This window comes from Flagellimonas zhangzhouensis (genome assembly GCF_900102925.1).
Lineage (GTDB): Bacteria > Bacteroidota > Bacteroidia > Flavobacteriales > Flavobacteriaceae > Flagellimonas > Flagellimonas zhangzhouensis.
In genome coordinates, this window is sequence record NZ_FNKI01000001.1 from 353,108 (window position 1) to 376,978 (window position 23,871).

18 protein-coding genes are annotated in these 23,871 nt (G+C 40.2%); 12 read left to right on the top strand and 6 right to left on the bottom strand.

All coding sequences use genetic code 11. From position 1 onward, the window contains the following. Positions 1 to 54 precede the first annotated feature (54 nt). The 4 genes from BLQ18_RS01515 to BLQ18_RS01530 form a co-directional block, all read right to left on the bottom strand. Positions 55 to 2,817 (bottom strand): TonB-dependent receptor, encoded by a 2,763-nt coding sequence (locus BLQ18_RS01515; protein WP_090291963.1) that lies wholly within the window; start codon positions 2,815 to 2,817, stop codon positions 55 to 57. A 402-nt stretch (positions 2,818 to 3,219) separates the two neighbouring features. Next, positions 3,220 to 5,067, bottom strand: a complete 1,848-nt coding sequence (gene glmS / locus BLQ18_RS01520; RefSeq protein WP_090291967.1) for a glutamine--fructose-6-phosphate transaminase (isomerizing) — start codon at positions 5,065 to 5,067, stop codon at positions 3,220 to 3,222. Between the two features lie 128 nt (positions 5,068 to 5,195). Then, positions 5,196 to 7,025 carry a DUF4270 domain-containing protein gene (locus BLQ18_RS01525; protein ID WP_090291969.1) on the bottom strand — a complete coding sequence of 610 codons (1,830 nt, stop codon included), beginning with the start codon at positions 7,023 to 7,025 and terminating at the stop codon, positions 5,196 to 5,198. Positions 7,026 to 7,029: 4 nt separating this feature from the next. Next, the gene (locus BLQ18_RS01530) at positions 7,030 to 7,845 is read right to left on the bottom strand and encodes a glycogen/starch synthase (protein ID WP_090291971.1); all 816 of its coding nucleotides are present in this window, start codon (positions 7,843 to 7,845) and stop codon (positions 7,030 to 7,032) included. A gap of 101 nt (positions 7,846 to 7,946) precedes the next feature. On the opposite strand from BLQ18_RS01530, the gene panC reads away from it, so the two are divergent. The 6 genes from panC to BLQ18_RS01560 all read left to right on the top strand — a co-directional run bounded on the left by panC (position 7,947) and on the right by BLQ18_RS01560 (position 14,968). Beyond that, positions 7,947 to 8,795 (top strand): pantoate--beta-alanine ligase, encoded by an 849-nt coding sequence (gene panC / locus BLQ18_RS01535; RefSeq protein WP_090291973.1) that lies wholly within the window; start codon positions 7,947 to 7,949, stop codon positions 8,793 to 8,795. Between the two features lie 12 nt (positions 8,796 to 8,807). Further along, positions 8,808 to 9,158 (top strand): aspartate 1-decarboxylase, encoded by a 351-nt coding sequence (gene panD, locus BLQ18_RS01540; RefSeq protein WP_090291975.1) that lies wholly within the window; start codon positions 8,808 to 8,810, stop codon positions 9,156 to 9,158. 2 nt (positions 9,159 to 9,160) lie between these two features. Continuing rightward, complete coding sequence (locus BLQ18_RS01545) at positions 9,161 to 10,126, top strand: lysylphosphatidylglycerol synthase transmembrane domain-containing protein (protein ID WP_090291977.1); 966 nt, start codon at positions 9,161 to 9,163, stop codon at positions 10,124 to 10,126. Between the two features lie 29 nt (positions 10,127 to 10,155). After that, positions 10,156 to 11,298 carry an alpha/beta hydrolase gene (locus tag BLQ18_RS01550; RefSeq protein ID WP_090291979.1) on the top strand — a complete coding sequence of 381 codons (1,143 nt, stop codon included), beginning with the start codon at positions 10,156 to 10,158 and terminating at the stop codon, positions 11,296 to 11,298. Positions 11,299 to 11,401: 103 nt separating this feature from the next. After that, positions 11,402 to 12,760, top strand: a complete 1,359-nt coding sequence (gene radA / locus BLQ18_RS01555; protein ID WP_090291981.1) for a DNA repair protein RadA — start codon at positions 11,402 to 11,404, stop codon at positions 12,758 to 12,760. A 51-nt stretch (positions 12,761 to 12,811) separates the two neighbouring features. Further along, positions 12,812 to 14,968: an outer membrane protein assembly factor BamB family protein gene (locus BLQ18_RS01560; protein WP_090291984.1), complete on the top strand. Its 2,157-nt coding sequence runs from the start codon at positions 12,812 to 12,814 to the stop codon at positions 14,966 to 14,968. 1 nt (position 14,969) lies between these two features. Here BLQ18_RS01560 and BLQ18_RS01565 read toward each other — a convergent pair whose 3' ends face one another. Further along, positions 14,970 to 16,010 (bottom strand): NADP(H)-dependent aldo-keto reductase, encoded by a 1,041-nt coding sequence (locus BLQ18_RS01565; protein ID WP_090291986.1) that lies wholly within the window; start codon positions 16,008 to 16,010, stop codon positions 14,970 to 14,972. A gap of 59 nt (positions 16,011 to 16,069) precedes the next feature. Then, positions 16,070 to 16,834, bottom strand: coding sequence for an exodeoxyribonuclease III (locus BLQ18_RS01570; RefSeq protein ID WP_090291988.1), 765 nt, complete (start codon positions 16,832 to 16,834; stop codon positions 16,070 to 16,072). 135 nt (positions 16,835 to 16,969) lie between these two features. Here BLQ18_RS01570 and BLQ18_RS01575 point away from each other — a divergent pair, with 135 nt between their 5' ends. From BLQ18_RS01575 to BLQ18_RS01600, 6 genes are all read left to right on the top strand, one after another. Continuing rightward, positions 16,970 to 17,524, top strand: coding sequence for a cysteine hydrolase family protein (locus BLQ18_RS01575; protein WP_090291990.1), 555 nt, complete (start codon positions 16,970 to 16,972; stop codon positions 17,522 to 17,524). Positions 17,525 to 17,562: 38 nt separating this feature from the next. Next, positions 17,563 to 18,669, top strand: a complete 1,107-nt coding sequence (locus BLQ18_RS01580; RefSeq protein WP_090291992.1) for a Gfo/Idh/MocA family protein — start codon at positions 17,563 to 17,565, stop codon at positions 18,667 to 18,669. A 19-nt stretch (positions 18,670 to 18,688) separates the two neighbouring features. Next, on the top strand, positions 18,689 to 20,749 hold the full coding sequence (locus BLQ18_RS01585; protein ID WP_090291994.1) for a TonB-dependent receptor family protein: 2,061 nt from the start codon (positions 18,689 to 18,691) through the stop codon (positions 20,747 to 20,749). A 50-nt stretch (positions 20,750 to 20,799) separates the two neighbouring features. Beyond that, positions 20,800 to 21,144: an iron chaperone gene (locus tag BLQ18_RS01590; protein ID WP_090291996.1), complete on the top strand. Its 345-nt coding sequence runs from the start codon at positions 20,800 to 20,802 to the stop codon at positions 21,142 to 21,144. Positions 21,145 to 21,424: 280 nt separating this feature from the next. Continuing rightward, positions 21,425 to 22,852, top strand: a complete 1,428-nt coding sequence (locus BLQ18_RS01595) for an amidohydrolase (RefSeq protein WP_090291999.1) — start codon at positions 21,425 to 21,427, stop codon at positions 22,850 to 22,852. A 3-nt stretch (positions 22,853 to 22,855) separates the two neighbouring features. Beyond that, positions 22,856 to 23,845, top strand: a complete 990-nt coding sequence (locus tag BLQ18_RS01600; RefSeq protein WP_090292001.1) for a metallophosphoesterase family protein — start codon at positions 22,856 to 22,858, stop codon at positions 23,843 to 23,845. Positions 23,846 to 23,871: the final 26 nt, after the last annotated feature.

A 23,871-nucleotide genomic window follows, 5' to 3' on the forward strand; every position in this document is an offset into this window, starting at 1 on the left:
ATAAAAAAGGCGCTGGAAACCCCAACGCCTTTTCTTTAGCTTTTTTACTGTTGTTTAAGGATTTATGCTCCAAGACAAATAGTAGATGGAACCGATATTACCAGTACCGATTGCAGTGAAGTATTCATCACCTAAAATATTAGATCCTCCCAATTTGAACACTGATTTGATGGATGGAACTGAATAGTTGATTTGTGCATCCAATACGGTATATGCTGGAACATCTCCATCCGCAAAAGATGCTTCCCAGTAGTAGCTATCACTCCATCTGTAGTTCACATTGAATCCAAAGTTTTTGAAAAGGTCTGCTTTACCAAAGGAAGCTTTTACCTTATGTTTTGGTGTGTTAAAGTTGGTTCTTAGATCTGGATACTTGCCTTCATCTATATCCAATTCTGCATAGGTATAGTTCACTCCTAAATCAAAACCTCCCAATTTGGTATCCACACCAATGGTACCTCCAAAAGAGTTAATATTTGCTTCAGAGTTGGTGTAGGTTTGATACACTTGGTAGTCTCCGTTTTGAAGCGCCAATAAAGACAACCCCATATCTCCTGCTTCACCATAAAAAGGAACTGCAACGGCAGTATTTGCCAAGAAATCTGAATAGCTATTGTAGTAACCACTCAAATCGATAGTGAATTTTCCAACCTGACCTCTATATCCTGCTTCGAAAGCCGTAATTTCTTCTGGCTTCACCAATGGAGTTTCCACCGCTTCTGGAAGTCCTCCGGATTGTAATGAGCTTGTTGAATATGCATTTTCATATGCAGCCCTACCTACAATTTCTACAGTTGATTGACCAGTTAGCGCCTGTCCATTTTGACTCAAATCAAAGGTACGAACATCCCTGTCCAAGTTCGCTGGGGCAGAACCAACCAAAATGGCACGTCCCGCATTCAATCCAATAAACAAATCTTGTGTTGTTGGGTTTCTAAAACCTTGTTGAACTGATACTCTTAAGTTGTGGTTTCTTTCTTCGCCCAATGTATAGGCAAAAGATACTCTAGGCGACAAGAATCCATCGAAGAATTCATTTTTATCATAACGAGCTGAACCAGTAAATTTCAAACGATCGTCCAAGAATTTTTTCTGCACTTGCAAATAAGCTCCGTATTCGTTGTATTTGATTGGTCCATCAGTATCAGTAAAGATGGTTCCGTTGGAATTCAATTCGTACTGTCTGTAAGATCCTCCAATTTGAATATCCGCCCAATCGTCAATCAAATGCGCAATATTGTAGTTTCCGTTTACGTGACGGAATTTGGTCTGGTCGATGAATTTAGCACCTGTTAAAAGGTTACCATCATTAATAACCCTATTGAAAGTACTTTGGAAAGCTGAAGTTCCTGGAATCAATCTCCCTTGATCTGCTGCTTGTCTTCCTGCTGCGTGTGCAGCGGTAGATGCTTGCTCTGGCGTTAGACCTCCTTGTTGAATACCACCCAAATAGGCGGGAATATATGTTGATGCATAATCGGTGAACCATTGCACATCGGATTTCCAAGCTCTGTTCACGTTGATTGCCGCGAAACGAGTATCGTATGCATCTCCTGAATTTTCAGATACAATATAACCTCTAATAAAGAAGTTGTCGTTTTTAATTTCCAATTTGTGCTGCTGCATGGTGAATCCAGCTACGGCATATCGGTTGGCGCCTTGATAAATAGTGGTACCTCTACCTATTCTACTATTAAGGATAACCTCCAAATCATTGGCAAATGGTCTTATATGCAATGCAAAATCTGCTTTTACACTTTCTGCATTGTAATTAGCCAAATCGGCTTCATCATAACCTGTTCTTGAAATAACAGCGCTTCCTACAGTCCCTGATGGTAATCCTGCGGCGGCATCAAAATCCAAAACGGTTGAAACTTCATCACCATATACATTTAATCCATCGTATGCTGGATTGGAACGATCTGCACCTGGGTTGTTCAAATCCACGGTGCTATTGGCATGCCAATCCTCACCGGTCAACACAGAAAGGTTGGCTTTAAAAGCTACTTTATCGCTAAAGGCATGTGCTGCACGAATTCCAAAATCTTTATAAAAATTGCTTCCTGCTGCATCTTGAGTGGTTACCCCACCTTTTGCATAAGCACTGATTCCTTGGAAATCGAAAGGGCTTTTACTGGTCATGAACAAAATCCCGTTAAAGGCACCTGCACCGTATAAAGCGGAAGATGCTCCTGGAAGAATCTCAACACTCTGCACATCCAATTCGGACATCCCTACCAAGTTACCCAATACGAAGTTTAGACCTGGAGCGGTGTTGTCCATACCGTCTACCAACTGTAAAAATCTATTATTCGCTAAAGTGGCAAAACCTCTCGTGTTGATTGATTGGAAGGTTAAACTGTTGGTGTTAATATCAACTCCCTTTAAGTTTTGAAGTCCACCATAAAAAGATTCAGCGGTGGTGTTTTTAATTTCTTTCAGTCCGAATCGCTCAACTGACACTGGAGATTCAAAAATACGCTCTGGTGTTCTGGATGCGGAAATTACTATCTCATCCAACATAGTATTGGCCTCCGAAAGTGTAACAGAAATAGTCTGATTGTTTGAGGTTATGTTCGCTGTATAATCTGAAAATCCAATACTGGAGATCAACAATTTAAATGGAGGAGCGACATTTGTATTAAATGTAAAATTTCCATCAAAGTCAGTAGTTGTTCCTTCTGATTGCCCAACCAAAATCACGTTGGCTCCGGGTATGGGATCATTGTTTGCGTCTACAACTTTCCCCTGAACAGTGGTCTGTGCATAAGTAGCAAAACCAAACAGCATCAGGGCGAAAAACATAAGTCTTCTCATTTGCTATGGATTAGAGTTAATTAAGATTCAAGTGCATTTTATGTATCGGCTGGGAAGATACATTATTTTTCATTTCAAATATATAAAATTGAAAAAAATTATGCATGCATAATACTTTTTTGATAAAAAAACCACTCAATTATAGTTAATTAACAAAAAAGACCACGTTTTTCACTTGTTTTCCATGAATCAAACAACAGAAATTTGATTCTTACTGAATGATGGAATTGGGGATGCCTCCAAACTTATGTGTCATTTTGAGGATATTGGCACACCCTATATCTTCTTTACTGAAGGTGTTCTATATTTCTAATTATACTTATTTGAATCAAATTAGATAGAAGCAAAAAAAGCGCCACATTCTAAAATGCAGCGCTCGATATTAAAATAGGATAATTGCTTTTATTCTACAGTTACAGATTTGGCCAAATTTCTTGGCTGATCTACATTACATCCTCTCATTACCGCAATATGGTATGAAAGCAATTGCAATGGAATAGTAGTCAACAAAGGTGAAAGGCTTTCTGAAGTTTCAGGTACTTCGATAACGTGATCGGCCAATTCCTTTACGGTTTCATCCCCTTCGGTAACAACGGCAATGATTCTTCCTTTTCTTGATTTGATTTCTTGAATGTTACTCACCACTTTTTCGTAATGTCCCTTTTTGGTTGCAATTACAACAACTGGCATTTGCTCATCAATCAAAGCGATGGGTCCGTGTTTCATTTCGGCAGCTGGATAACCCTCTGCATGAATGTAACTGATTTCCTTAAGTTTTAACGCTCCTTCCAAAGCTACAGGGAAATTATAACCTCTTCCTAAGTATAGACAATTGGAGGAGTCTTGATAGATACTAGCAATTTCCTCAACCACCTTATTGGATAGCAACGCTTTTTCAACCTTGGCTGGAATTCCTTCCAATTCGGTCAAATATTGATGGTAAGCAGTCTGTGATAGTGTACCATTCTCCTGAGCCAATTTTAAGGCCAACATGGTCAACACGGTTATCTGTGTGGTAAAGGCCTTGGTTGATGCAACACCAATTTCAGGTCCTGCGTGTGTATAGGCTCCTGCATGGGTTTCCCTTGCAATGGATGATCCCACCACATTACAAACTCCAAATACAAAGGCTCCTTTTTCCTTGGCCAATTTTATTGCTGCCAAGGTGTCTGCGGTTTCACCAGATTGTGAAATTGCAATCAACACATCGTTTTCGGTAATGATTGGATTACGATATCTGAACTCTGAAGCATATTCTACTTCCACTGGGATTCGAGCCAAATCTTCAAATATGTATTCTGCTACCAAACCAGCATGCCAAGAGGTACCACAAGCAACGATAATAATACGATTGGCATTCAGGAATTTTTCCAAGTTTTGGTCAATTCCTGCCATTTTCACCAATCCTTTATCAGCTAAAAGTCTACCACGATAGGTGTCCAAAATCGCTTTTGGTTGTTCGTAGATTTCCTTGAGCATAAAGTGATCGTAACCACCCTTTTCAATTTCCTCCAAGTTCATTTGAAGTTCCAAGATATTAGGGTAAGCAATGGAATCGTCCTTTATTTTTCGAAGTTTGATTTCCTTTCCTATACGAACAATAGCCATTTCTTCATCTTCCAAATACACCGCATTATTGGTGTATTCAATAAAAGGAGTAGCATCAGAAGCGATAAAATATTCGTTTTCTCCGATTCCGATAGCTAGCGGACTACCTAATTTGGCAACAACAATCTCATCAGGCTTGTTTTTATCAAACACAGCTATAGCGTAGGCTCCTACCACTTGGTTCAATGCAATTTGAACAGCATGACCCAATTTTACACCTTCTTTCTTCTGTATCTCTTCAATAAGGTTGATAAGAACTTCAGTATCCGTGTCGGACTCAAAAGTATACCCTCTTTTAATCAAGGCTTGCTTGATACTTTCGTAGTTCTCGATAATTCCATTATGAATAATGACCAAATCTCCAGAATTGGAGAAGTGTGGGTGTGAGTTCACGTCGTTTGGCACACCATGCGTTGCCCAACGTGTATGGCCAAGTCCTAATTTACCATTTGTAGCAATGGTAGCTTCGGCTTTGTTTTTTAAATCTTCAACTTTTCCTTTTGTTTTGGAAAGCGAGGTGTTTTCACCATCAAAAAGGGCAATACCTGCACTATCGTAACCACGATATTCAAGTCTTTGTAATCCTTTGATCAATATGGGATAGGCTTCTCTATGACCGATATATCCAACTATTCCACACATAAGATATTTTTAAGTTAACAATCTATTTGGGGGAGATATGTTCCTCAAATTTATAATGTATACGTGTATATTGACAATTCCGATTGTTTTAAACGATGAAAGTTCAAAAAATCCCTTTATTGGCAAGTTTAGTTGGCTTCCGTATAGAAAATTTCCAGCTTTAGCTTCATATCCTCTTCACCCGCTGCCACATTACTTCCATACAAAACGGTTCCTAAAGGGCTAATTGTTGCAGCAACTGGATAGTCAATAATTCCACCCACATTTGTAGGTGCTTCTTGAGCTGCTGTAAAAGCAATATTTGCTGTGGAGGTCAATCCCAATTTCGCGTTCACGGAATCCCTAACAATAATGTTGTTGATATGCTCCGTAATTCTAATGGTATATTTATAGCCTAAACCATTATTCTTTTCCAACACTCCATCATACTCAGAATAATACTCCAATGGATTTGCTGTGGTCTGTGGGTTCGAGATTTCATTGACATCATACAAAGGCAAATTTGTCTCTTGATTGTACAAATAAATTCTTTGTGGCTCATAAACTTCATTTCCTGATGCATCCAAGGTTTCACGATCCACATAAAAAACAAGATTGGCCTCGTTAATTATCCAGTTGTTTTGCTTTATCTGGTTAATGATTTCATCCCCGCCATTTTCCAAAGCGTCAAATAATCTTATCTCGGTTTGCGTACCTCCACCTTTCATATAAATTCTAGAAGCATTTTCACCATTATCCAAGGCACTTGCTATGTTTGTTGGGTACACTTCATTTTCGAACACATTTACCGCATTTCCGACAACATTTGTGGAGCTCGCCTGTAAAAAGTTAAGCACATATTCACTTTCTGCCGTTACTACTTCATCCTCCTCAGGGTCGTAGTCTTGGTACTCATATGTAATGGTAATATTGGCTTCTGTTAAATTCAACAGGAACATAAGCTCCTCCATATCTGACCCCTCCAAATAAATACCACGTATAAAATTGGTGAAATTGGATTGGCTCAACAATTCGGAACTTCCTTCTTTATCCAATATGTTTTCTTGAAAAAATTGATTGTTCAATGGAACACGAATTCCTGGATTTAGCCTTGAGGTTATAACGGTTGACTCATCCACATCTTCTGTATCAGGGTCATCCTCATCTTCATAGAACAAATACTCCTCATTGCTCACAGTAACTTCACCGTTAAAAAGTGTTTCCCCAATAAAACTTGAGAAATCTTGATTGGAATAATACTCCTGAGTTTCTTGAAAACCAGAATTTGGATCAAGGTTACGCAATAAGTAATTGGAACGGGAAACTGATAGATTAAAAGTCTGATCGCGGTCTCCGTAAATACTGTCCAAATCGAACCTGTTAGGATAGTTGTTGGCCACAAAACCTTCTTGAGAACCCGTATCTTCAGGGTCAAACGGGTTGGAACCCAAAATACGTTCTTGGTTATCGGTTACGCCATCGTTATCCCAATCAGAATTGGGATCATCCACATCGTCACCACTTTCAAACTCATCATCTACACCATCCCCATCACTATCACCAGAAGGAGGTAATTGAAAAGGAATGTATAAATATACTTCCTTAACTGTTTCATTCTCATCTATGGTAGAATCACTTTCATCAGTATCAGCATTGTCTTCAGAATCTTGGGAAAGACCTCCAAACGTAGGGGATGATGAATTGGGCAATGTTATTTGGGAAATAATGCTTGCCTTTCTTCTACCATACACAGGATCATTAAAGGTTCCAAGTTGGTATAAGGACAATCTATTGGTCTGTACAGCAGTTATACCTTTATTATAGGCAAACACATCGTACTCTATTTTACCAGTGGTAAAGGGCTCTCCATCTATAACTCCACTACCTATGGTCTCCAACTCATCTTCACATGAAGTCATCGACAAAAAGAAAGTTCCAGCCAATATCGCTGAAACTTTGAAAACCTTAGAAAATTTCATTCAATCAATCTATTTTTAATACCTCTTGGTTATAGAAATTCGTATAAGCCTCTTCTGCTTCTTGTAAAGGAACATAGGGCAAAACGGGTTTGGAAAGACTATTTATGTGATTAACAAGGTCCTCAGATAAGTCCTCCGCGGCTAAAATAACGGCATCAGAATGATCTACGGCAATCTTTAACAAATTATTATAGTCGGGAGTTGATATGGCCTTAATTTCTTCTTTATCAATACCATCGAAGGAAATTTTATCAATCATTGCGGTATCCAATTCGCCTTCAAAACCTTTACCATACACCGAAGTAACAATTTTACTATCGGCAAACAATGGCTCATCACCATAGTATTTTCTAAGGTAAAGTGGCAACATGGAAGCCATCCAACCATGAACATGGATAATATCTGGAGCCCAATTCAATTTTTTAACGGTTTCAACAACCCCTTTTGCAAAGAAAATTGCTCTTTCATCGTTATCTGGGAAAAGATTGCCATCCGCATCGGCGAAAGTGGCCTTTCTTTTAAAATATTCATCATTGTCTATAAAATAGACCTGAATCCGTTCTTTTGGAATAGAAGCTACCTTAATGATCAACGGCATATCCATGTCATTGATAACAAGATTCATTCCCGACAAACGAATAACCTCATGCAATTGATGTCTTCTTTCGTTGATGTTTCCGTACCTTGGCATGAAAATACGGATTTGCCCCCCATTGCTGTTCACCATGCGGGGTGCCTCGTACGACATTAAAGAAACTGGATTCTCTGGAAGATAGGGGACTAATTCAGAAGATACAAACAATACCTTTTTACCATTCATAAAACTTTCTTTTGTTTATCTGAAAAACGTAGCTGCAAAAGTACAAAAATTATGCTGATTACCAGTATTTATAGTATTTTTGCACGCTTTTGGACCTTGATATGAAGATATTTCACCAAAAAAATGCGCTTAATTCCTTTGTTGAGGAAGAGCGAAACAAAAACCGCACAATTGGCCTTGTACCCACTATGGGCGCACTACACAAGGGTCATATATCTTTGGTTAAAAAAGCTCTTTTAGAGAATGATTCGGTAGTTGTGAGCATTTTTGTAAATCCCACCCAATTCGATAAAAAAGACGACCTAGAAAAATATCCGCGCAATTTTGATAAGGATGCAGAACTTCTTAAAGTAGTTTCGGACGATATTGTAGTATTTGCTCCGACAGTTGACGAAATTTATGGTGATAACATTAAATCCGAAACATATCAGTTCGATGGGTTGGACAAGGTAATGGAAGGGGAGTTTCGGACAGGACATTTTGACGGAGTTGGAACCATTGTAGAGTTGTTGCTTCGTACGGTTGATCCCGATAAGGCCTATTTTGGAGAGAAAGATTTTCAGCAACTGCAGATCATTCGAAAAATGGTTGAAATCAAAAAACTACCTTATACTATAATAGGTTGTCCCATTGAAAGGGAGCCACACGGACTGGCCATGAGTTCACGTAATGAAAGACTTTCACCTACGACAAGAGATGAAGCAAATTTTATTTACGAAACCCTTAAAACTGCCAAGACTAAATTTGGCACGGAAAGTGCACAAGAAATAGTACAATGGGTTGAATCGGAATATGGAAAACATCCAATTTTCGACCTCGAATATTTTGAAATAGCAGATGAGGCCACCCTGACTCCTATTTTAAAAATAAAAAATAACCAAAAATATAGGGCGTTTATTGCCGTTTATGCAGACGGCGTGCGTTTAATTGATAATCTAAGATTGAATTGATATTTTTGCACCATGCAAATAGAAGTTGTAAAATCTAAAGTTCACAGAGTTAAAGTAACTGGGGCAGACCTCAATTATATTGGGAGCATTACCATTGATGAAGATATCATGGATGCCGCCAATATTATCCGTGGCGAAAAAGTACAAATTGTGAACAATAATAACGGTGAGCGTTTGGAAACCTATGCGATTCCAGGTCCAAGAGGTTCAGGTGAAGTCACCTTAAACGGAGCAGCAGCCCGTAAAGTGGCTGTGGGCGACGTATTGATATTGATCACTTATGCGTGGATGGATATTGAAGAAGCAAAAGTCTTCAACCCGTCGCTGGTGTTCCCCAACGAAGCCACCAATCTACTCAACTAATTTTGGGAAAATCCCTGAAAAAATTCCTTAAGATTTTTGTTCCCATGGCCTTTGGGCTTTTCTTGGTTTGGTATTCCTACAATTCCACCACACCCGAAGAAAGGGAACAAATCATCCATTACATTTCCAATGCAAGCCCATTTTGGGTAACAATTTCAGTAATCATAGGAATTTTGAGTCATATCTCCAGGGCAATGCGTTGGAATTATCTTTTGGAGCCATTAGGATTCAAACCCAAAATCATCAACAACGTTTTTATTGTCCTGATATCCTATTTTGCCAATCTGGGAATTCCTAGATCTGGTGAAATATTAAGGGCAACTGCTTTAACTACTTACGAGAATGTTCCATTTGAAAAAGGGTTCGGCACCATCGTTACGGAAAGGGTCATTGACCTTTTAATGTTATTGATCATCATCATGATCACCTTGGTGCTTCAGACCGATTTTATCTTGGGCTTTTTGGAAGAAAAAGGCGTAAACATTTTGGGAGCCATAGGTATTTTAGCCTTCGGAATAATTGGATTGTTCGTTGGCACCTTTATCATCCGTAGATCAAATTCACCCTTTGCTTTAAAATTGAAAGGGTTTTTAAACGGCCTTTTAGATGGTGTAATGAGCATTTTCAAAATGAAAAACAAATGGCCGTTCATCTTACACACCTTATTTATTTGGATCGCCTATTTTGGCATGTTTTGGGTGATTAAACACACCGTTGAAGAAACCGTAGACTTAAGCCTTAGTCAATTATTGGTAGGATTTGTCGCAGGCGCCTTTGCCATGTCCACAACAAACGGCGGAATAGGTCTGTATCCTATCGCTGTAAGTGCCGCCTTGGGCATTTATGGAATCAATTCCATTTCTGGTGATGCTTTCGGATGGATCATGTGGATCGCACAAACCCTCATGGTCGTAGTTTTTGGCACAATATCTTTCATAGTTTTACCGTTACTAAATAGAAATCGGTAACCCCAAAGCCGTAAAAAATACTTAACCAAATGAAAAAATGTCTATTCGCTTTAATAGGCTTTTTGTGCTTGAACCTGAACGCGCAAGTGCAAAAGGAAATCTTTGAATCCTTCAAACTACAAGAGCGAAGGGATGTTTCCTATTACTTCCCCGAAGATTATTCCGACGACAAACTGTATCCATTAATTATAGTACTAGATGCCGATTACTTTTTTGATTTGGTAGTTGCAAATGTAAAATTTCAAAGCCGTTTGGATCGTATGCCAGAATCCATCGTGGTTGGAATACACCAATCCGAAAACGATTTAAGATGGGAAGATTGCGATTGGGAAGATGGCACTGGACTGCCAACGGAAAAAGGAAAAATGTTCTACGAATTTTTGGGAACCGAGTTGATTCCTTACATGGCAACAACTTATAAGATTGCCCCATTTAAAATGTTTGTTGGATACGATATCACCGCAAATTTTGGAAACTATTATTTGTTCAAGGACAATTCATTCTTCAATTCCTTTGTTAGTATTTCGCCAGTTTTGGCACCAGAAATGGAGAATCGCGTACCAGAACGTTTGTCCGCTTTAAACCAAACAATTTTTTATAACCTAATTTTAGAAAAAGCCCCTTCGGAAGACAGACAGCTTATTTTACAAATGAACCACAGTATCAACTCTATCGAAAAAGAATCGTTACACTACTTTTTTGATGAATACGAAGATGCTGACCACGAATCCGTTGCCGCTTACGGGATAAGCAAAGCCTTCGATAATGTGTTCAAAATTTACAGACCAATCACTCCTGAAGAATACAAAACCGAAATTGTGACTTCCGAAGAACCTGTTTTCAACTATTTGGAAAAGCGTTACAATACCATCGAGGACCTATTTGGTTTTGAAAAACAAGTGGAGCTCAACGACATTATGGCCATTTATGCGGCCTGCTTAAAAAAGCAAGACTACGAATCCCTAAAACCATTGGCCGATTTGTGCAAAAAAGAATTTCCTGAAACAATGATGGGATTTTATTTTGAAGCAGAGCATTATGAATTTTTAGGAGAGCCCAAAAAAGCGTTCAAAGCATTTGAAAAAGCATTCCAAATGGAAGAAATCGACTTTTTGACCAAGGATTTGGCACTCGAAAAAATAGATGCGCTAAAAGCTGACTTCGGTTGGTAATTTTCTAGATGGGTAAATAGCTGGATTAATTGGATTATTGGACTATTCAATTCCAAGATTCCAATTCTCAATTCCATATCTTTAGCCTTTCATCAAATTTGAAATGGCCAAGACCAAAACAGCATTTTTTTGTCAAAACTGCGGCACCCAATATGCCAAGTGGGTAGGACAATGTTCCTCTTGTAAGGAATGGAACACCATTGTGGAAGAAGTGGTCCAAAAAGAGGACAAAAAAGGTTGGAAGACCGATACCGTAGCCAAACAAGCCAATAAACCCCTACGTGTTTCAGAAATCACTCAAGAAAAAGAACTTCGTTTAGATACCTTAGATCAAGAATTCAACCGAGTTTTAGGGGGTGGATTGGTTCCAGGATCTTTGACCCTTTTAGGGGGTGAACCAGGTATTGGAAAAAGTACGTTGCTGCTTCAAATTGCCCTAAAACTCCCTTACAAAATACTCTATGTTTCAGGGGAGGAAAGCCAACGACAAATAAAAATGCGTGCCGATCGTATTCAACCCAATAGTGAAAACTGCTACATCCTTACCGAGACAAAAACTCAAAATATTTTTCAGCAGATTTCGACCATAGAACCTGATTTGGTTGTTATTGATTCCATTCAAACGTTACACACCGATTATATTGAATCAGCAGCTGGGAGCATTTCACAAATCCGCGAGTGTACGGCGGAACTTATCAAATTTGCCAAAGAAACACACACTCCAGTTATTTTGGTAGGTCACATCACAAAAGATGGTACCATCGCTGGCCCCAAAATTTTGGAACATATGGTGGATACAGTGCTCCAATTCGAAGGAGATCGCAACTATGTCTACCGAATTTTACGTTCCCTTAAAAACCGTTTTGGCTCCACCGCCGAATTGGGCATCTACGAAATGCAAGGGAGTGGATTGCGCGAAGTGAACAATCCCTCCGAAGTTTTGATTTCTAAAAATGAGGAAGACCTCAGCGGAACTGCGATTGCCGCAACAGTGGAGGGCATGCGCCCCTTACTCATTGAAATTCAAGCATTGGTGAGCACGGCAGTTTACGGTACACCGCAAAGATCTGCCACGGGTTTCAATGCCAAAAGATTGAATATGCTACTTGCCGTTTTGGAAAAACGAGCAGGTTTTAAACTGGGAGCAAAAGATGTCTTTTTGAACATTACAGGTGGCATCTCCGTGGACGATCCTGCTATTGACTTAGCCGTAATGGCCGCAATCTTGTCCAGTAATTCGGATATCGCAATAGAGAAGGGAGTTTGTTTTGCTGCAGAAGTAGGACTTGCTGGAGAAATTAGACCTGTACAGCGTGTGGATCAACGAATCCTTGAAGCTGAAAAATTGGGCTTCTCCAAAATATTCGTATCCAAAAGCAATAAAATAGGTTTGAAAAAGACAGGCATACAGATTCAAAAAGTTTCAAAGATTGAAGATGTAGTGGCCCACCTATTTGGTTAGACTAAGTTTCTGATGGTTTCTTTCTATATTTAAGAAACTTTCAAACTGCACATGAAACGATTTTTCATTCTCCTATTCATAGCCTTTTTGGCATCCTGCTCCAATCCAAAATCAGACAAAACAAACAAGCCATATTTCACCACATGGGAACATTATTTGGGAGACCCTGAACGCACCCATTTTTCCAACCTTGATGAAATTGACACCACCAATGTGTCTCAATTAAAACTAGCTTGGAGCTACAAAAGCGGCGGTTTGCAAGAAGGTAGGACTACACAGATCCAAACCAGCCCCTTGGTGGTCGACAATGTGCTTTATGGCGTAAACGCTGCAATTGAATTGTTTGCCGTAGATGCCAAAACAGGTGAAGAAATCTGGAAATTTTCACCCAAAACCAAAGACGAATCTGGTTTGGGATTGAATCGCGGCTTAAATTATTGGAAATCGGATGGTGAAGCACCAAGTCGCATCTTTTTTTCGTCTGGACCAAAATTATATGCTATCAACATTCAAACGGGGGAGCCTATTTCTTCATTTGGCAATAACGGAAGTATTGATTTACGTGATGGTTTAGGCAGAGATCCCAATAAATTGTCGGTAGTATCGAATACTCCAGGAGCTGTTTTTAAAAACATACTCATCCAAGGTACAAGAGTTGGAGAAGGACCTGGCTCCTCTCCAGGACATATTCGTGCCTATGATGTTCTCACTGGAGAAATCCTGTGGACATTTCATACGATTCCACAGCCAGGCGAATTAGGTTACGATACTTGGCCTGCCGAAGCTTATAAAAAAGTAGGGGGTGCCAATAGTTGGCCTGGTATGGCATTGGATACCGAAAAAGGTATCGTTTATGTTCCAACAGGCTCCGCCGCATTTGATTGGTACGGAGGTGACCGCGAAGGTGCCAACCTGTTTGCCAATTCCTTATTGGCTTTAAATGCAAATACAGGAGAGCGGATTTGGCATTTTCAAATGGTGCACCACGATATTTGGGATCGGGATTTGCCTGCTCCACCAAACTTGTTAGATATTGAAAGAGATGGACAAACCATTCCAGCAGTGGCTCAAGTCACTAAAAGTGGTCATGTTTTTGTTTTCAACCGAATTACGGGAGATCCCTTGTTCCCCATTGAAGAAAAATCATACCCAACTTCTACATTGATAGGTGAAAAAGAGTTCGAGACCCAACCCCTACCTTTAAAACCAGTGCCTTTTGCCCGTCAAATTTTAACGGAAGCAGATTTATATGCACCAGACCGAAAAGCATTTGTGGATGATTTGGTTTTGGGAAACGAAACTGACGCAACTCCAACAGTATTGGAAAAATTCAAATCTATTACCTCAAAAGGACAATTTATCCCCATGGATACCACTGGAGTGATTTTATTCCCAGGAGCCGATGGTGGAGCTGAATGGGGAGGTGCTGCCCTCGACCCACGAAATGGGGTGATGTACGTAAATGCCAATGAAATGGCATGGATCATTAAAATGAAAGAAATTGGTGGTGATGCCGAAGGTTCTAGTTTAGGACAAAGTTTAGCACAAATTCATTGTGCTCGTTGCCATGGTGGTGAACTGCAAGGTCTGAACGGAATACCTGAGCTTCAAAATGTGAAACTGCGATTGGAATCTGATTCCATACAAACAATTATTCAAAAAGGGCGTGGCGCTATGCCAGGCATGCCCAACCTTTCGGAAGAAGAATCAGATGCCATAGTCGATTTCTTGATGGGTATGGAAAAACCAAAAGATCATCGGGTAGAGAAGACTAAAATTGATGTGCCCTATTCCATTTCGAGCTTTGCTAGATTTAAAGATGACAGAGGATATCCTGTTGTAAAACCACCATGGGGCACACTTAATGCCATTGACCTCAACTCAGGCGAATATCTTTGGACCGTTCCGTTGGGCCATGAAGAAAGTTTAAACGACCCCAATGTACCCGTTTCAGGATTGGAAAATTATGGTGGTCCCGTGATCACCAAAGGTGGGGTACTCTTTATTGCGGCCACCAAGGATGAAAAAATCCGCGCGTTCAACATGAAAACTGGAGAACAACTTTGGGAAGACCAACTCCCTGCAGGAGGTTATGCTACTCCCATTACCTATCAAGTTGATGGCAAACAATACCTCGTAATTTCCTGTGGTGGAGGTAAAATGGGAACTGCTTCAGGAGATGAATATAGAGCCTATGCCCTAGAATAATTTAAGGCGCAGGATTTGGAATGGCTTTGTGAATTGCCTCAATACCATCCAATAGCTCATCCGAAAGATCTACATCTATACTTTCTATGTTTTCCTTAAGCTGTTCCATGGTTGTCGCACCAATAATATTACTGGTCAAAAAAGGACGGGTATTCACAAAGGCCAATGACATCTGTGCCAAACTTAAACCATGTTCTTTGGCTAAATCAGCATACAATTGGGTAGCTTGAGTTGCCGTTTCACCACTATATCTGTTGTAATTTGGAAAAAGAGTTACCCTTGCTTTTCTAGGTGGAATTTCAGTTAGATATTTTCCACTCAACACCCCAAAAGCCATTGGCGAATAAGCCAACAGACCGATTTGTTCCCGCATGGAAACTTCAGAAAGTCCTACTTCAAACAAACGGTTCAATAAGCTATATGGGTTTTGGATGGTCAACATTCGGGGCAAGGATTGGTGCACTTTGCTCTCCTCCAAATAACGCATGGTGCCCCAGGGCGTTTCGTTGGACAAACCAACATGACGAATCTTTCCTTCTTCAATTAAATCACGTAGGGTTTCCAAAACCTGATGGATGTTATCATCCCAAACATCAACAGCATGGGCATTGTATCCTCGCTGTCCAAAATAGTTGGTATTTCGTTCTGGCCAGTGCAATTGAAACAAATCAATATAGTCCGTTTGCAATCGCTTTAAACTACCCTCAACCGCACTTATAATAGATTCCTTGCTAAATCCAGTGCTTCGAATATGTTTTGCAGCATGACCAGGGCCAGCAATTTTAGAGGCCAAAACTACTTTATCCCGATTTCCTGTTTTTTTGAACCAGTTTCCTATAATTTCTTCGGTTACCGCATACAATTCCTTTTTGGCGGGCACAGGATATAATTCAGCCGTATCAAAAAAATTGACGCCTTGATCCAAAGCATAGTCCATTTGCTCAAAAGCCTCATATTGGTTGTTCTGGCGACCCCAAGTCATGGTACCCAAGCAAATTTTACTAATTCTAATACTGGTATGTGGAATTCTGGTATACTTCATGTTTCAAATTTAGGACGACTAAAGGTAGTCAATCAGAACAACTGAGTCTTACGGCAATGTTATTTTTCTACTTCCAATAAAATGGGGCAATGATCGCTGTGTTTGGCCTCGGATAAAATCACCGAACGCTTTAATCGATCTTCCAAAGGTTCTGCCACCATCCCATAATCCAAACGCCATCCTTTATTATTGGCCCGTGCGTTGGCTCGGTAACTCCACCACGTATAATTATCGGGCTCTTTATTGAAATGCCTGAAACTATCAATGAAGCCACTTTTCATAAAATTTCCTATCCACTCTCGTTCCACAGGTAAAAACCCCGAAACATTTTTGTTTCGAACTGGATCATGAATATCGATGGCTTCATGACAAATATTATAATCCCCCAACACAATTAAATTGGGTCGTTCTTTCCGCAACTCATCCGCATATTTTTGAAAATCGGCCATATAGGTCAACTTAAAATCCAAACGATCCATATTAGTTCCCGACGGCAAATACATACTCATGATGGAAAGGTCTCCATAATCCGCTCGAATATTTCTTCCCTCAAAATCCATGTAGTCGATCCCCGTTCCAAATTCCACATGATCGGGCTCCTCTTTGCAAAGCAAAGCCACCCCACTATATCCTTTTTTCTGGGCACTGAACCAATAATGATGTGGGTATCCAGCCTCCTCAAACAGATTGGTGTCCACTTGATCTTCCATGGCCTTGGTTTCCTGAAGGCAAATAATATCTGGTGAAACGGTTTGCAACCAGTCCACAAAACCTTTGTTCATGGCGGCTCGAATTCCGTTGACGTTGTATGATGCAATCTTCATCGAAGTAAATTTTGTCTAAAAATAGCCATTGTTGACCGCTCCCTAAAATTGAATTTGCCAATAGGCACATCAACGAAAAGAATCATGATTATCTTTCTTGCTGAATTCCCTTAATTTTAGCTCAAAATTTATCCCATGACCGCACTTGTTTTGATAGATATTCAAAAAGGCCTCCAAGAAATGGAGTTTTACGGTACGGAAAGAAATAATCCAGAAGCAGAAGAAAATTGCATTAAACTTTTGGCATTTTTCAGAGCGAAACAAATACCTGTTTTTCATGTTAAACACAATTCCAAAAATGAAGATTCCCCATTGTTCCCAGGTAAAATGGGAAATGATTTTCATCCAGCAGTAAAACCATTGGAGAACGAACCCATTTTTGAGAAAAACGTAAACAGTGCTTTTATTGGTACCGAATTGGAAGCACGATTAAAAACCCAAAACATTACCCATTTGGTCATTGCAGGCCTCACCATTGAACATTGCATTTCTACTTCGGTCCGAATGGCGGCAAATCTTGGTTTTAATGTGACTTTAAGCTCTGATGCCACTGCCGCCTTTGATAAAATTGGAATTGATGGCAAACGCTATAGCTCGGATATCATTTTTCAAACCGAAATGGCCAACTTAAAGGATGAATTTGCTACCATTCAGTGTACTTCCGCCCTTTTGGAAGAACTTGATAATTAGTTCTTATTTTTATAGAAATCAATATCCACATAGCTCAAATGGTACGATCGGCACTTTTCATTTTGACATTCTTGTTTTTCGTGAACATGCAACTGATTGCACAGTCCGAACCACTAAAAGTTGGTGTCGCAGGACTATCCCACTCCCACGTTCATTCCATTTTGGGTCGAAAGGATATAGGTGATATAAAAATTGTGGGCATAGCGGAACCCAATCGTGAACTTGCGCAACGATATTCAGAACAGCACGGTTTTTCAATGGATTTGGTCTACAATAGCTTGGAAGAAATGATTGTCGCCACCCAACCAGAAGCCGTCACCGCTTTTGGAAGCATTTTTGAGCATTTGAAAGTGGTAGAAACCTGTGCACCTAAAGGAATACATGTGATGGTAGAAAAACCTTTGGCCGTTAGCATGGAGCATGCCAAAAAAATGAAAGCACTTGCACAAAAACATAACATCCACTTGCTCACCAACTACGAAACCACGTGGTACCCGACGAATCATGAAGCTAAAACTCTTTTGGATAATGGAAAAATTGGTTCCCTCCATAAAGTTGTTGTTCGAGATGGCCATCGAGGGCCTGTGAAAATTGGCGTAAATGAAGAGTTTTTAGAGTGGCTTCAGGATCCTGTGCTCAATGGAGGTGGCGCCATAACCGATTTCGGTTGTTACGGAGCAAACCTTAGCACATGGCTTTTAAAAGGAAAAAAACCGAATACCGTTACAGCGGTAACTCAGCAACTTCAACCAGAAAACAATCCAAATGTAGATGACGATGCCGTTATTATCCTAACCTATGATGATTGCCAAGCCGTTTTGCAACCCTCTTGGAACTGGCCGATTGGCAGAAAAGACATGGAACTTTACGGTCTAACGGGTGCAATTTTTGCCGACAACAGAAACACGCTTCGTGTTCGAATGGCAGAGGGCTATGATGGCTACGATGAAGAAATTACTACCTTGGAAGAAAGAACCTATCCATACAATGATCCTTTTGCATTATTAGTAGGAGTGGTTCGTGGCTCCATTCAATTAAATCCAGAAGACCTAACGGCATTGGAAAATAACATGACCGTAGTTGAAATTTTGGATGCCGCTCGCAAAAGCGCCAAAACAGGCAAAACTATCAAGCTAAAAAAATAACACCCCTTTAGTACCAAAAATGAGAGTTACCATCGCATTCATTTGCTTTCTATTACCCATCATTCTAATAGCTCAAATTTCTCCCAAAGACTCCATTACCCAATTGGAAGAAGTGATCTTGACCCAAGAATCCATACCAAAAAAAGCTACAGGAATCACCCCTTCCTCGACCATATCCACCCAATCTTTTGAACGTTTCAACCCAACGGATATTCCATCCGCCATGAACCAGATTTCTGGGGTGTATATTCTTTCTGGAGCCATCAACACCAATAGAATAACGGTTCGGGGTATAGGGGCAAGAACACCCTACGGCACCAATAAATTACGCATGTATTTTAATGGCATCCCCGTGACCAATGGCACTGGCTCATCTACGATTGAGGCGTACGATTTTGAGAATTTAGGTAGTGTAGAAGTCATAAAAGGGCCAAAGGGCACTGTTTTTGGTTCCAATTTAGGTGGTGCAATTTTATTGGACACCAAACCATCCGTGGAAGATGAAACCCAACTGCTGAACTCATTTTCGGTAGGTTCGTACAACATGCTCAAGGACAACCTTACCTTTTCACATTCAGAAAAAGATTTTAAGCTATCCTTAAGTTACAATCATATGGAAACGGATGGCTACCGACAGAACAATCAGTTTAATAGGGATGGTATTTTGTTGAATTCCCAATTCAAAACTGGAGAAAAAAGTAGTATAGCCGTTTTAGTGAATTATATCGACTACACTGCCCATATCGCAAGTTCCATCAACCAGACCTATTTGGAAGAAGACCCCACAAGGGCAGCCTCCAATTGGTTGGCCGCACAAGGTTATGAAGCCAATAAATATCTTTTGACGGGCCTATCACACACCTTTCAATTTTCTGAAAAGCTGGAAAATACCACAAGTATTTTCTACACCTATTTAGACCATTACGAACCTCGGCCTTTCAATATTTTGGACGAGTACACCAACGGATTCGGACTTCGAACAAATTTTGCTGGGAATTGGGGTAAGTCGCAATTCACCTTTGGTGGCGAGTTGTATAAAGACGAATACCACTGGGGCACTTTTGAAAATTTATATCAAGAGAATGATGGAAATGGCAGCTTGCAAGGTGATCCATTGAGCAACAACAAAGAATTTCGAAGACAGTTCAATCTGTTCGGAACTTTTACTTATCTAGTCACCTCAAAATTATCGGCACAGCTAGGCCTTAATTTAAACAAGACATTTTATGATTTCAGGGATTTGTTTAATCAAGGAGAAAACAATGCATCAGCCGAACGTGATTTTGATGCCATTTTGTTGCCCAATCTTGGATTGAATTATCAAATGGAAGATGGCAAAATTTACGCCAATATCAGCAGGGGGTTTTCCAATCCAAGTCTGGAGGAAACCCTAACTCCTAATGGTATTATCAACCCAGATATTGCCCAAGAAACTGGAGTAAACTATGAGTTGGGAAGTGAATGGTTATTGTTTCAAAAAAGACTTTCTGCTAATGTTACGGTCTACCGAATGAATGTAAAAAACCTTTTGGTGTCACAACGAGTAGGCGAAGACCAATATATTGGCAGAAATGCTGGAAAAACAAGACACCAAGGTTTGGAACTCGACCTACAATACCGTGGAAAGCTTTCTCAAACCTTAATCTTAACCCCTTACCTCAGTTATACCTTGAACGACCATAGTTTTGTGGATTTTGTAGATGGGGATAACGATTATTCTGGAAATCCACTTACTGGGGTGCCAATGCATCGAATCAGTTCTGGGTTGGATGTGCAACACTCAAACGGTTTACAATTGAATCTTACCCATCAGTTTGTGGACAAAATTCCGTTAACGGACGCCAATTCGGCCTATAGCGATGCTTTCAATGTGTTCCACGCCAAGCTTGGTTATCGAACCTCAATTTCTCAAAATATTAGTTTAGGATTAAATGCTAGAGTCAATAATATTTTTGATAGCAACTATGCCCAATCTGTTCTGATCAATGCGGTAGGTTTTGGAGGGGCACAACCTAGATATTTTTACCCTGGAAATGGACGAAATTATTTTGGTGGGGTGAAGTTAAACTATGTTTTTTAAGCATTTGATTTAGAAGATCGGCCTATCTTTAAAATCAAAACAGACTGACCATGAGCGAAATAGATCAATATATTGCCAAGTTTCCAGAAGAAGTTCAGGAACATCTGTTAAAAATCAGAAGTCTTATTAAAAAGTTAGCGCCAGAAGCTTTGGAGGTAATGGCTTATGGCATGCCAGGGTACAAAACAAACGGTAATCCTTTGGTTTATTTCGCAGGATACAAAAATCATATTGGATTTTACGCCACGCCCTCAGGACATGCTGAATTTCAAAAAGAGCTTTCGAACTATAAACAAGGAAAAGGGTCTGTCCAATTTCCTTTGGGTCAACCTATTCCTTATGATTTAATTCAAAAAATAGTGGAGTTTAGGGTTAAAGAAAACAAATCAAAATAATTTATTGCGAATGGCTACCCAACTCCGAATATGTAATGAATGCAAGGCCCTACTTTGCCCTAATGGGAGAGAAATACATAGGAAAGCATCCTGATTCAGAATAGGAATTTTGGATTCCCATCAAGAAAAAGTGAGCTATTTTTCGGATTTTTCAATAGTGAAAAGGAGTAGCTTATCCTAAGCTATCTTCTTGGGTTTTAATAGTATCTTTGAGAGAATCACTTTTCAATGAATTGCGTGATTTAACTTATAACCAAAACCAACTACTAAACTACTCAAAATGAAAAAGCCGCTTTTATGCACCTTTGCCCTTCTATTAATTTCTTCGATGACCTTTGGGCAAAAAGACAAGAAAAAAATTATAGCTGATCTCGACGCGAAAAAAGAACATTACACTACCATTGCAAAGGAGTTATGGACCAATCCCGAATTAGGGTATTTAGAGGTCAATACCTCTGCGCTACTTCAAAGTGAGCTGGAAAAAGAGGGTTTTACCATTGAAAAAGGTGTAGCTGGAATTCCAACCGCATTTACCGCTACCTATGGTTCTGGTTCGCCTGTAATTGGAGTTCTAGGTGAGTTCGATGCCTTACCAGGCATGTCACAGGATGCCGTTCCTTTCAGAAAACCAAGAGTTGTCGGCGCACCTGGACAGGCATGTGGACATCACCTATTCGGAACAGGATCCATGGCCGCCGCCATTGCAGCTAAAAACTACTTAATTGAATCAGGGAAATCGGGCACTATCCGTTTTTATGGCACCCCTGCCGAAGAAGGTGGTTCTGGAAAAGTGTATATGGTTCGTGCTGGACTTTTTAAAGATGTAGATGCGATTGTTTCATGGCATGCGGGCAATCAAAATGCAGCAAATCCAAGCACCAACTTGGCCACTATTTCAGGAAAATTCCGATTTACAGGAAAGTCATCCCATGCTGCCATGGCTCCTGAATTGGGTCGTTCAGCATTAGATGGTGTTGAAGGAATGAACGATTTGGTGAACATGCTTCGTGAACATACCACTGAGCCAACCCGAATTCACTATGTGATCACAAAAGGTGGTGATGCGCCAAACATTGTTCCAAAAGAAGCCGAAGTATATTACGTAATCCGCCACTCCAACAGATTGGAAGTTAAAGCTGTTTGGGATCGTGTGGTAAAAGCTGCTGAAGGTGCCGCTATCGGAACCGAAACTGAAATGAGCTATGAAATCATCGGTGGAACCTATGAAAAATTACCCAATGAAGCTCTTGCAAAATTGATGCACAGCAATATGACGATCGTAGGTGGTGTGAACTACACTCCCGAAGATGTTGAATTTGCGAAAGAAATTCAAAAAACATTAGGAGCACCAAAACCTATTGAAAGTGCACAAGAGATTCAACCTATGCAATTTACCTATGGTAAAGCATCGGCAGATACTGGTGATGTAAGCTGGAACACGCCAACTGGGGCCGTTACCACTGCTACTTGGGTGCCTGGAACTCCTGCACATAGCTGGCAAGCTGTAGCTGCTGGTGGAACCGATATTGGTTTTAAAGGAATGATGGTTGCCGCCAAAACCATGGCGCTTTCTGCAATGGATTTGTTCAAAAATCCAAAGTTATTGGATGAGATCAAGGCGGAATTCAACGAAAGAAGAGGTCCTGATTTCAAATACGAAGCTTTGTTGGGTGATAGAGAACCTGCTTTGGACTATAGAAAAAACTAAAAAATGAAAAACTACCTTCTCCTTCTCCTAAGCTTAATAGCTGCTATCGGGTGCAAACAAAATACTGCTACTGTTGTCAAAGTTTCACCCAAATTTACCCACGATATTACTTCGGGACCCAAACCTTGGAACAGTGAAACTTTTGAACCAACGGAAGATGATTTCACCTTTGCCATTATTTCCGATTTGAATGGGGGAGAAAGAGAAGGGGTTTATGCCACCGCCGTGCAACAATTGAACATGCTCGACCCCACTTTTGTCCTCAGTGTGGGCGATCTGATCGATGGCGGAACCGAAGATAAAAATCAACTTCAAAAAGAATGGGATTCCTTTGATGATCGCACAGCGAAGTTGGATATGCCGTTTTTTCATTTGGGAGGCAACCACGACCTCACCAACCCTGTGATGCGAGAATTCTGGGAAAACCGTTTTGGTCCTCGTTATTATCATTTTGTATATGAAAATGTGCTGTTTTTGATGATGGATTCCGAAGACTACGAGGAAAAGCGCATGATTGAAATCTACGAAGCACGTGCCAAAGCCCTTAAAATTATTGATGGCGAAATTGAAGGCAAATATGAAGAATCCGAATATTACAGTATGCCCGAAAGACGCATTGGAGGCATGAGTAGTGCCCAATTGAACTATTTCACCAAGGTTTTACAAGACCATCCCGATGTAAAATGGACGTTCGTGCTGATGCACAAACCGCTTTGGATGCGCGAAGACGAAAAAGGATTGGGGCCTTTGGAAGATGTACTGTCCGATCGAGAATACACCGTGATCAATGGGCATTTCCATTCCTTTTCCAATACCATCCGTAAAGGACACAGCTATTCCATATTAGGAACCACAGGAGGAAGTCAAAATCCACAGGATTCCATGGCGTTTGACCACGTTACTTTGGTTCGAATGGCCAAAAAACCAGTAATTACCCACCTAAAAATGGACGGTATTTTAAATGAGAAGGGAAATGTACCTTCTCCCCACTAAAGCATTTTACCTATCTTTAAAAACGG

Excerpts from the sequence above, each read along its gene's own strand:
- BLQ18_RS01560 (WP_090291984.1), top strand. The coding sequence starts at position 12,812 with ATGAAACGATTTTTCATTCTCCTATTCATAGCCTTTTTGGCATCCTGC.
- BLQ18_RS01515 (WP_090291963.1), bottom strand. The coding sequence starts at position 2,817 with ATGAGAAGACTTATGTTTTTCGCCCTGATGCTGTTTGGTTTTGCTACT.
- BLQ18_RS01530 (WP_090291971.1), bottom strand. The coding sequence starts at position 7,845 with ATGAATGGTAAAAAGGTATTGTTTGTATCTTCTGAATTAGTCCCCTAT.
- BLQ18_RS01600 (WP_090292001.1), top strand. The coding sequence starts at position 22,856 with ATGAAAAACTACCTTCTCCTTCTCCTAAGCTTAATAGCTGCTATCGGG.
- BLQ18_RS01580 (WP_090291992.1), top strand. The coding sequence starts at position 17,563 with ATGGTACGATCGGCACTTTTCATTTTGACATTCTTGTTTTTCGTGAAC.
- BLQ18_RS01595 (WP_090291999.1), top strand. The coding sequence starts at position 21,425 with ATGAAAAAGCCGCTTTTATGCACCTTTGCCCTTCTATTAATTTCTTCG.
- panD (WP_090291975.1), top strand. The coding sequence starts at position 8,808 with ATGCAAATAGAAGTTGTAAAATCTAAAGTTCACAGAGTTAAAGTAACT.
- glmS (WP_090291967.1), bottom strand. The coding sequence starts at position 5,067 with ATGTGTGGAATAGTTGGATATATCGGTCATAGAGAAGCCTATCCCATA.
- BLQ18_RS01550 (WP_090291979.1), top strand. The coding sequence starts at position 10,156 with ATGAAAAAATGTCTATTCGCTTTAATAGGCTTTTTGTGCTTGAACCTG.
- BLQ18_RS01590 (WP_090291996.1), top strand. The coding sequence starts at position 20,800 with ATGAGCGAAATAGATCAATATATTGCCAAGTTTCCAGAAGAAGTTCAG.
- BLQ18_RS01570 (WP_090291988.1), bottom strand. The coding sequence starts at position 16,834 with ATGAAGATTGCATCATACAACGTCAACGGAATTCGAGCCGCCATGAAC.
- BLQ18_RS01575 (WP_090291990.1), top strand. The coding sequence starts at position 16,970 with ATGACCGCACTTGTTTTGATAGATATTCAAAAAGGCCTCCAAGAAATG.
- BLQ18_RS01585 (WP_090291994.1), top strand. The coding sequence starts at position 18,689 with ATGAGAGTTACCATCGCATTCATTTGCTTTCTATTACCCATCATTCTA.
- panC (WP_090291973.1), top strand. The coding sequence starts at position 7,947 with ATGAAGATATTTCACCAAAAAAATGCGCTTAATTCCTTTGTTGAGGAA.
- BLQ18_RS01565 (WP_090291986.1), bottom strand. The coding sequence starts at position 16,010 with ATGAAGTATACCAGAATTCCACATACCAGTATTAGAATTAGTAAAATT.
- radA (WP_090291981.1), top strand. The coding sequence starts at position 11,402 with ATGGCCAAGACCAAAACAGCATTTTTTTGTCAAAACTGCGGCACCCAA.
- BLQ18_RS01525 (WP_090291969.1), bottom strand. The coding sequence starts at position 7,025 with ATGAAATTTTCTAAGGTTTTCAAAGTTTCAGCGATATTGGCTGGAACT.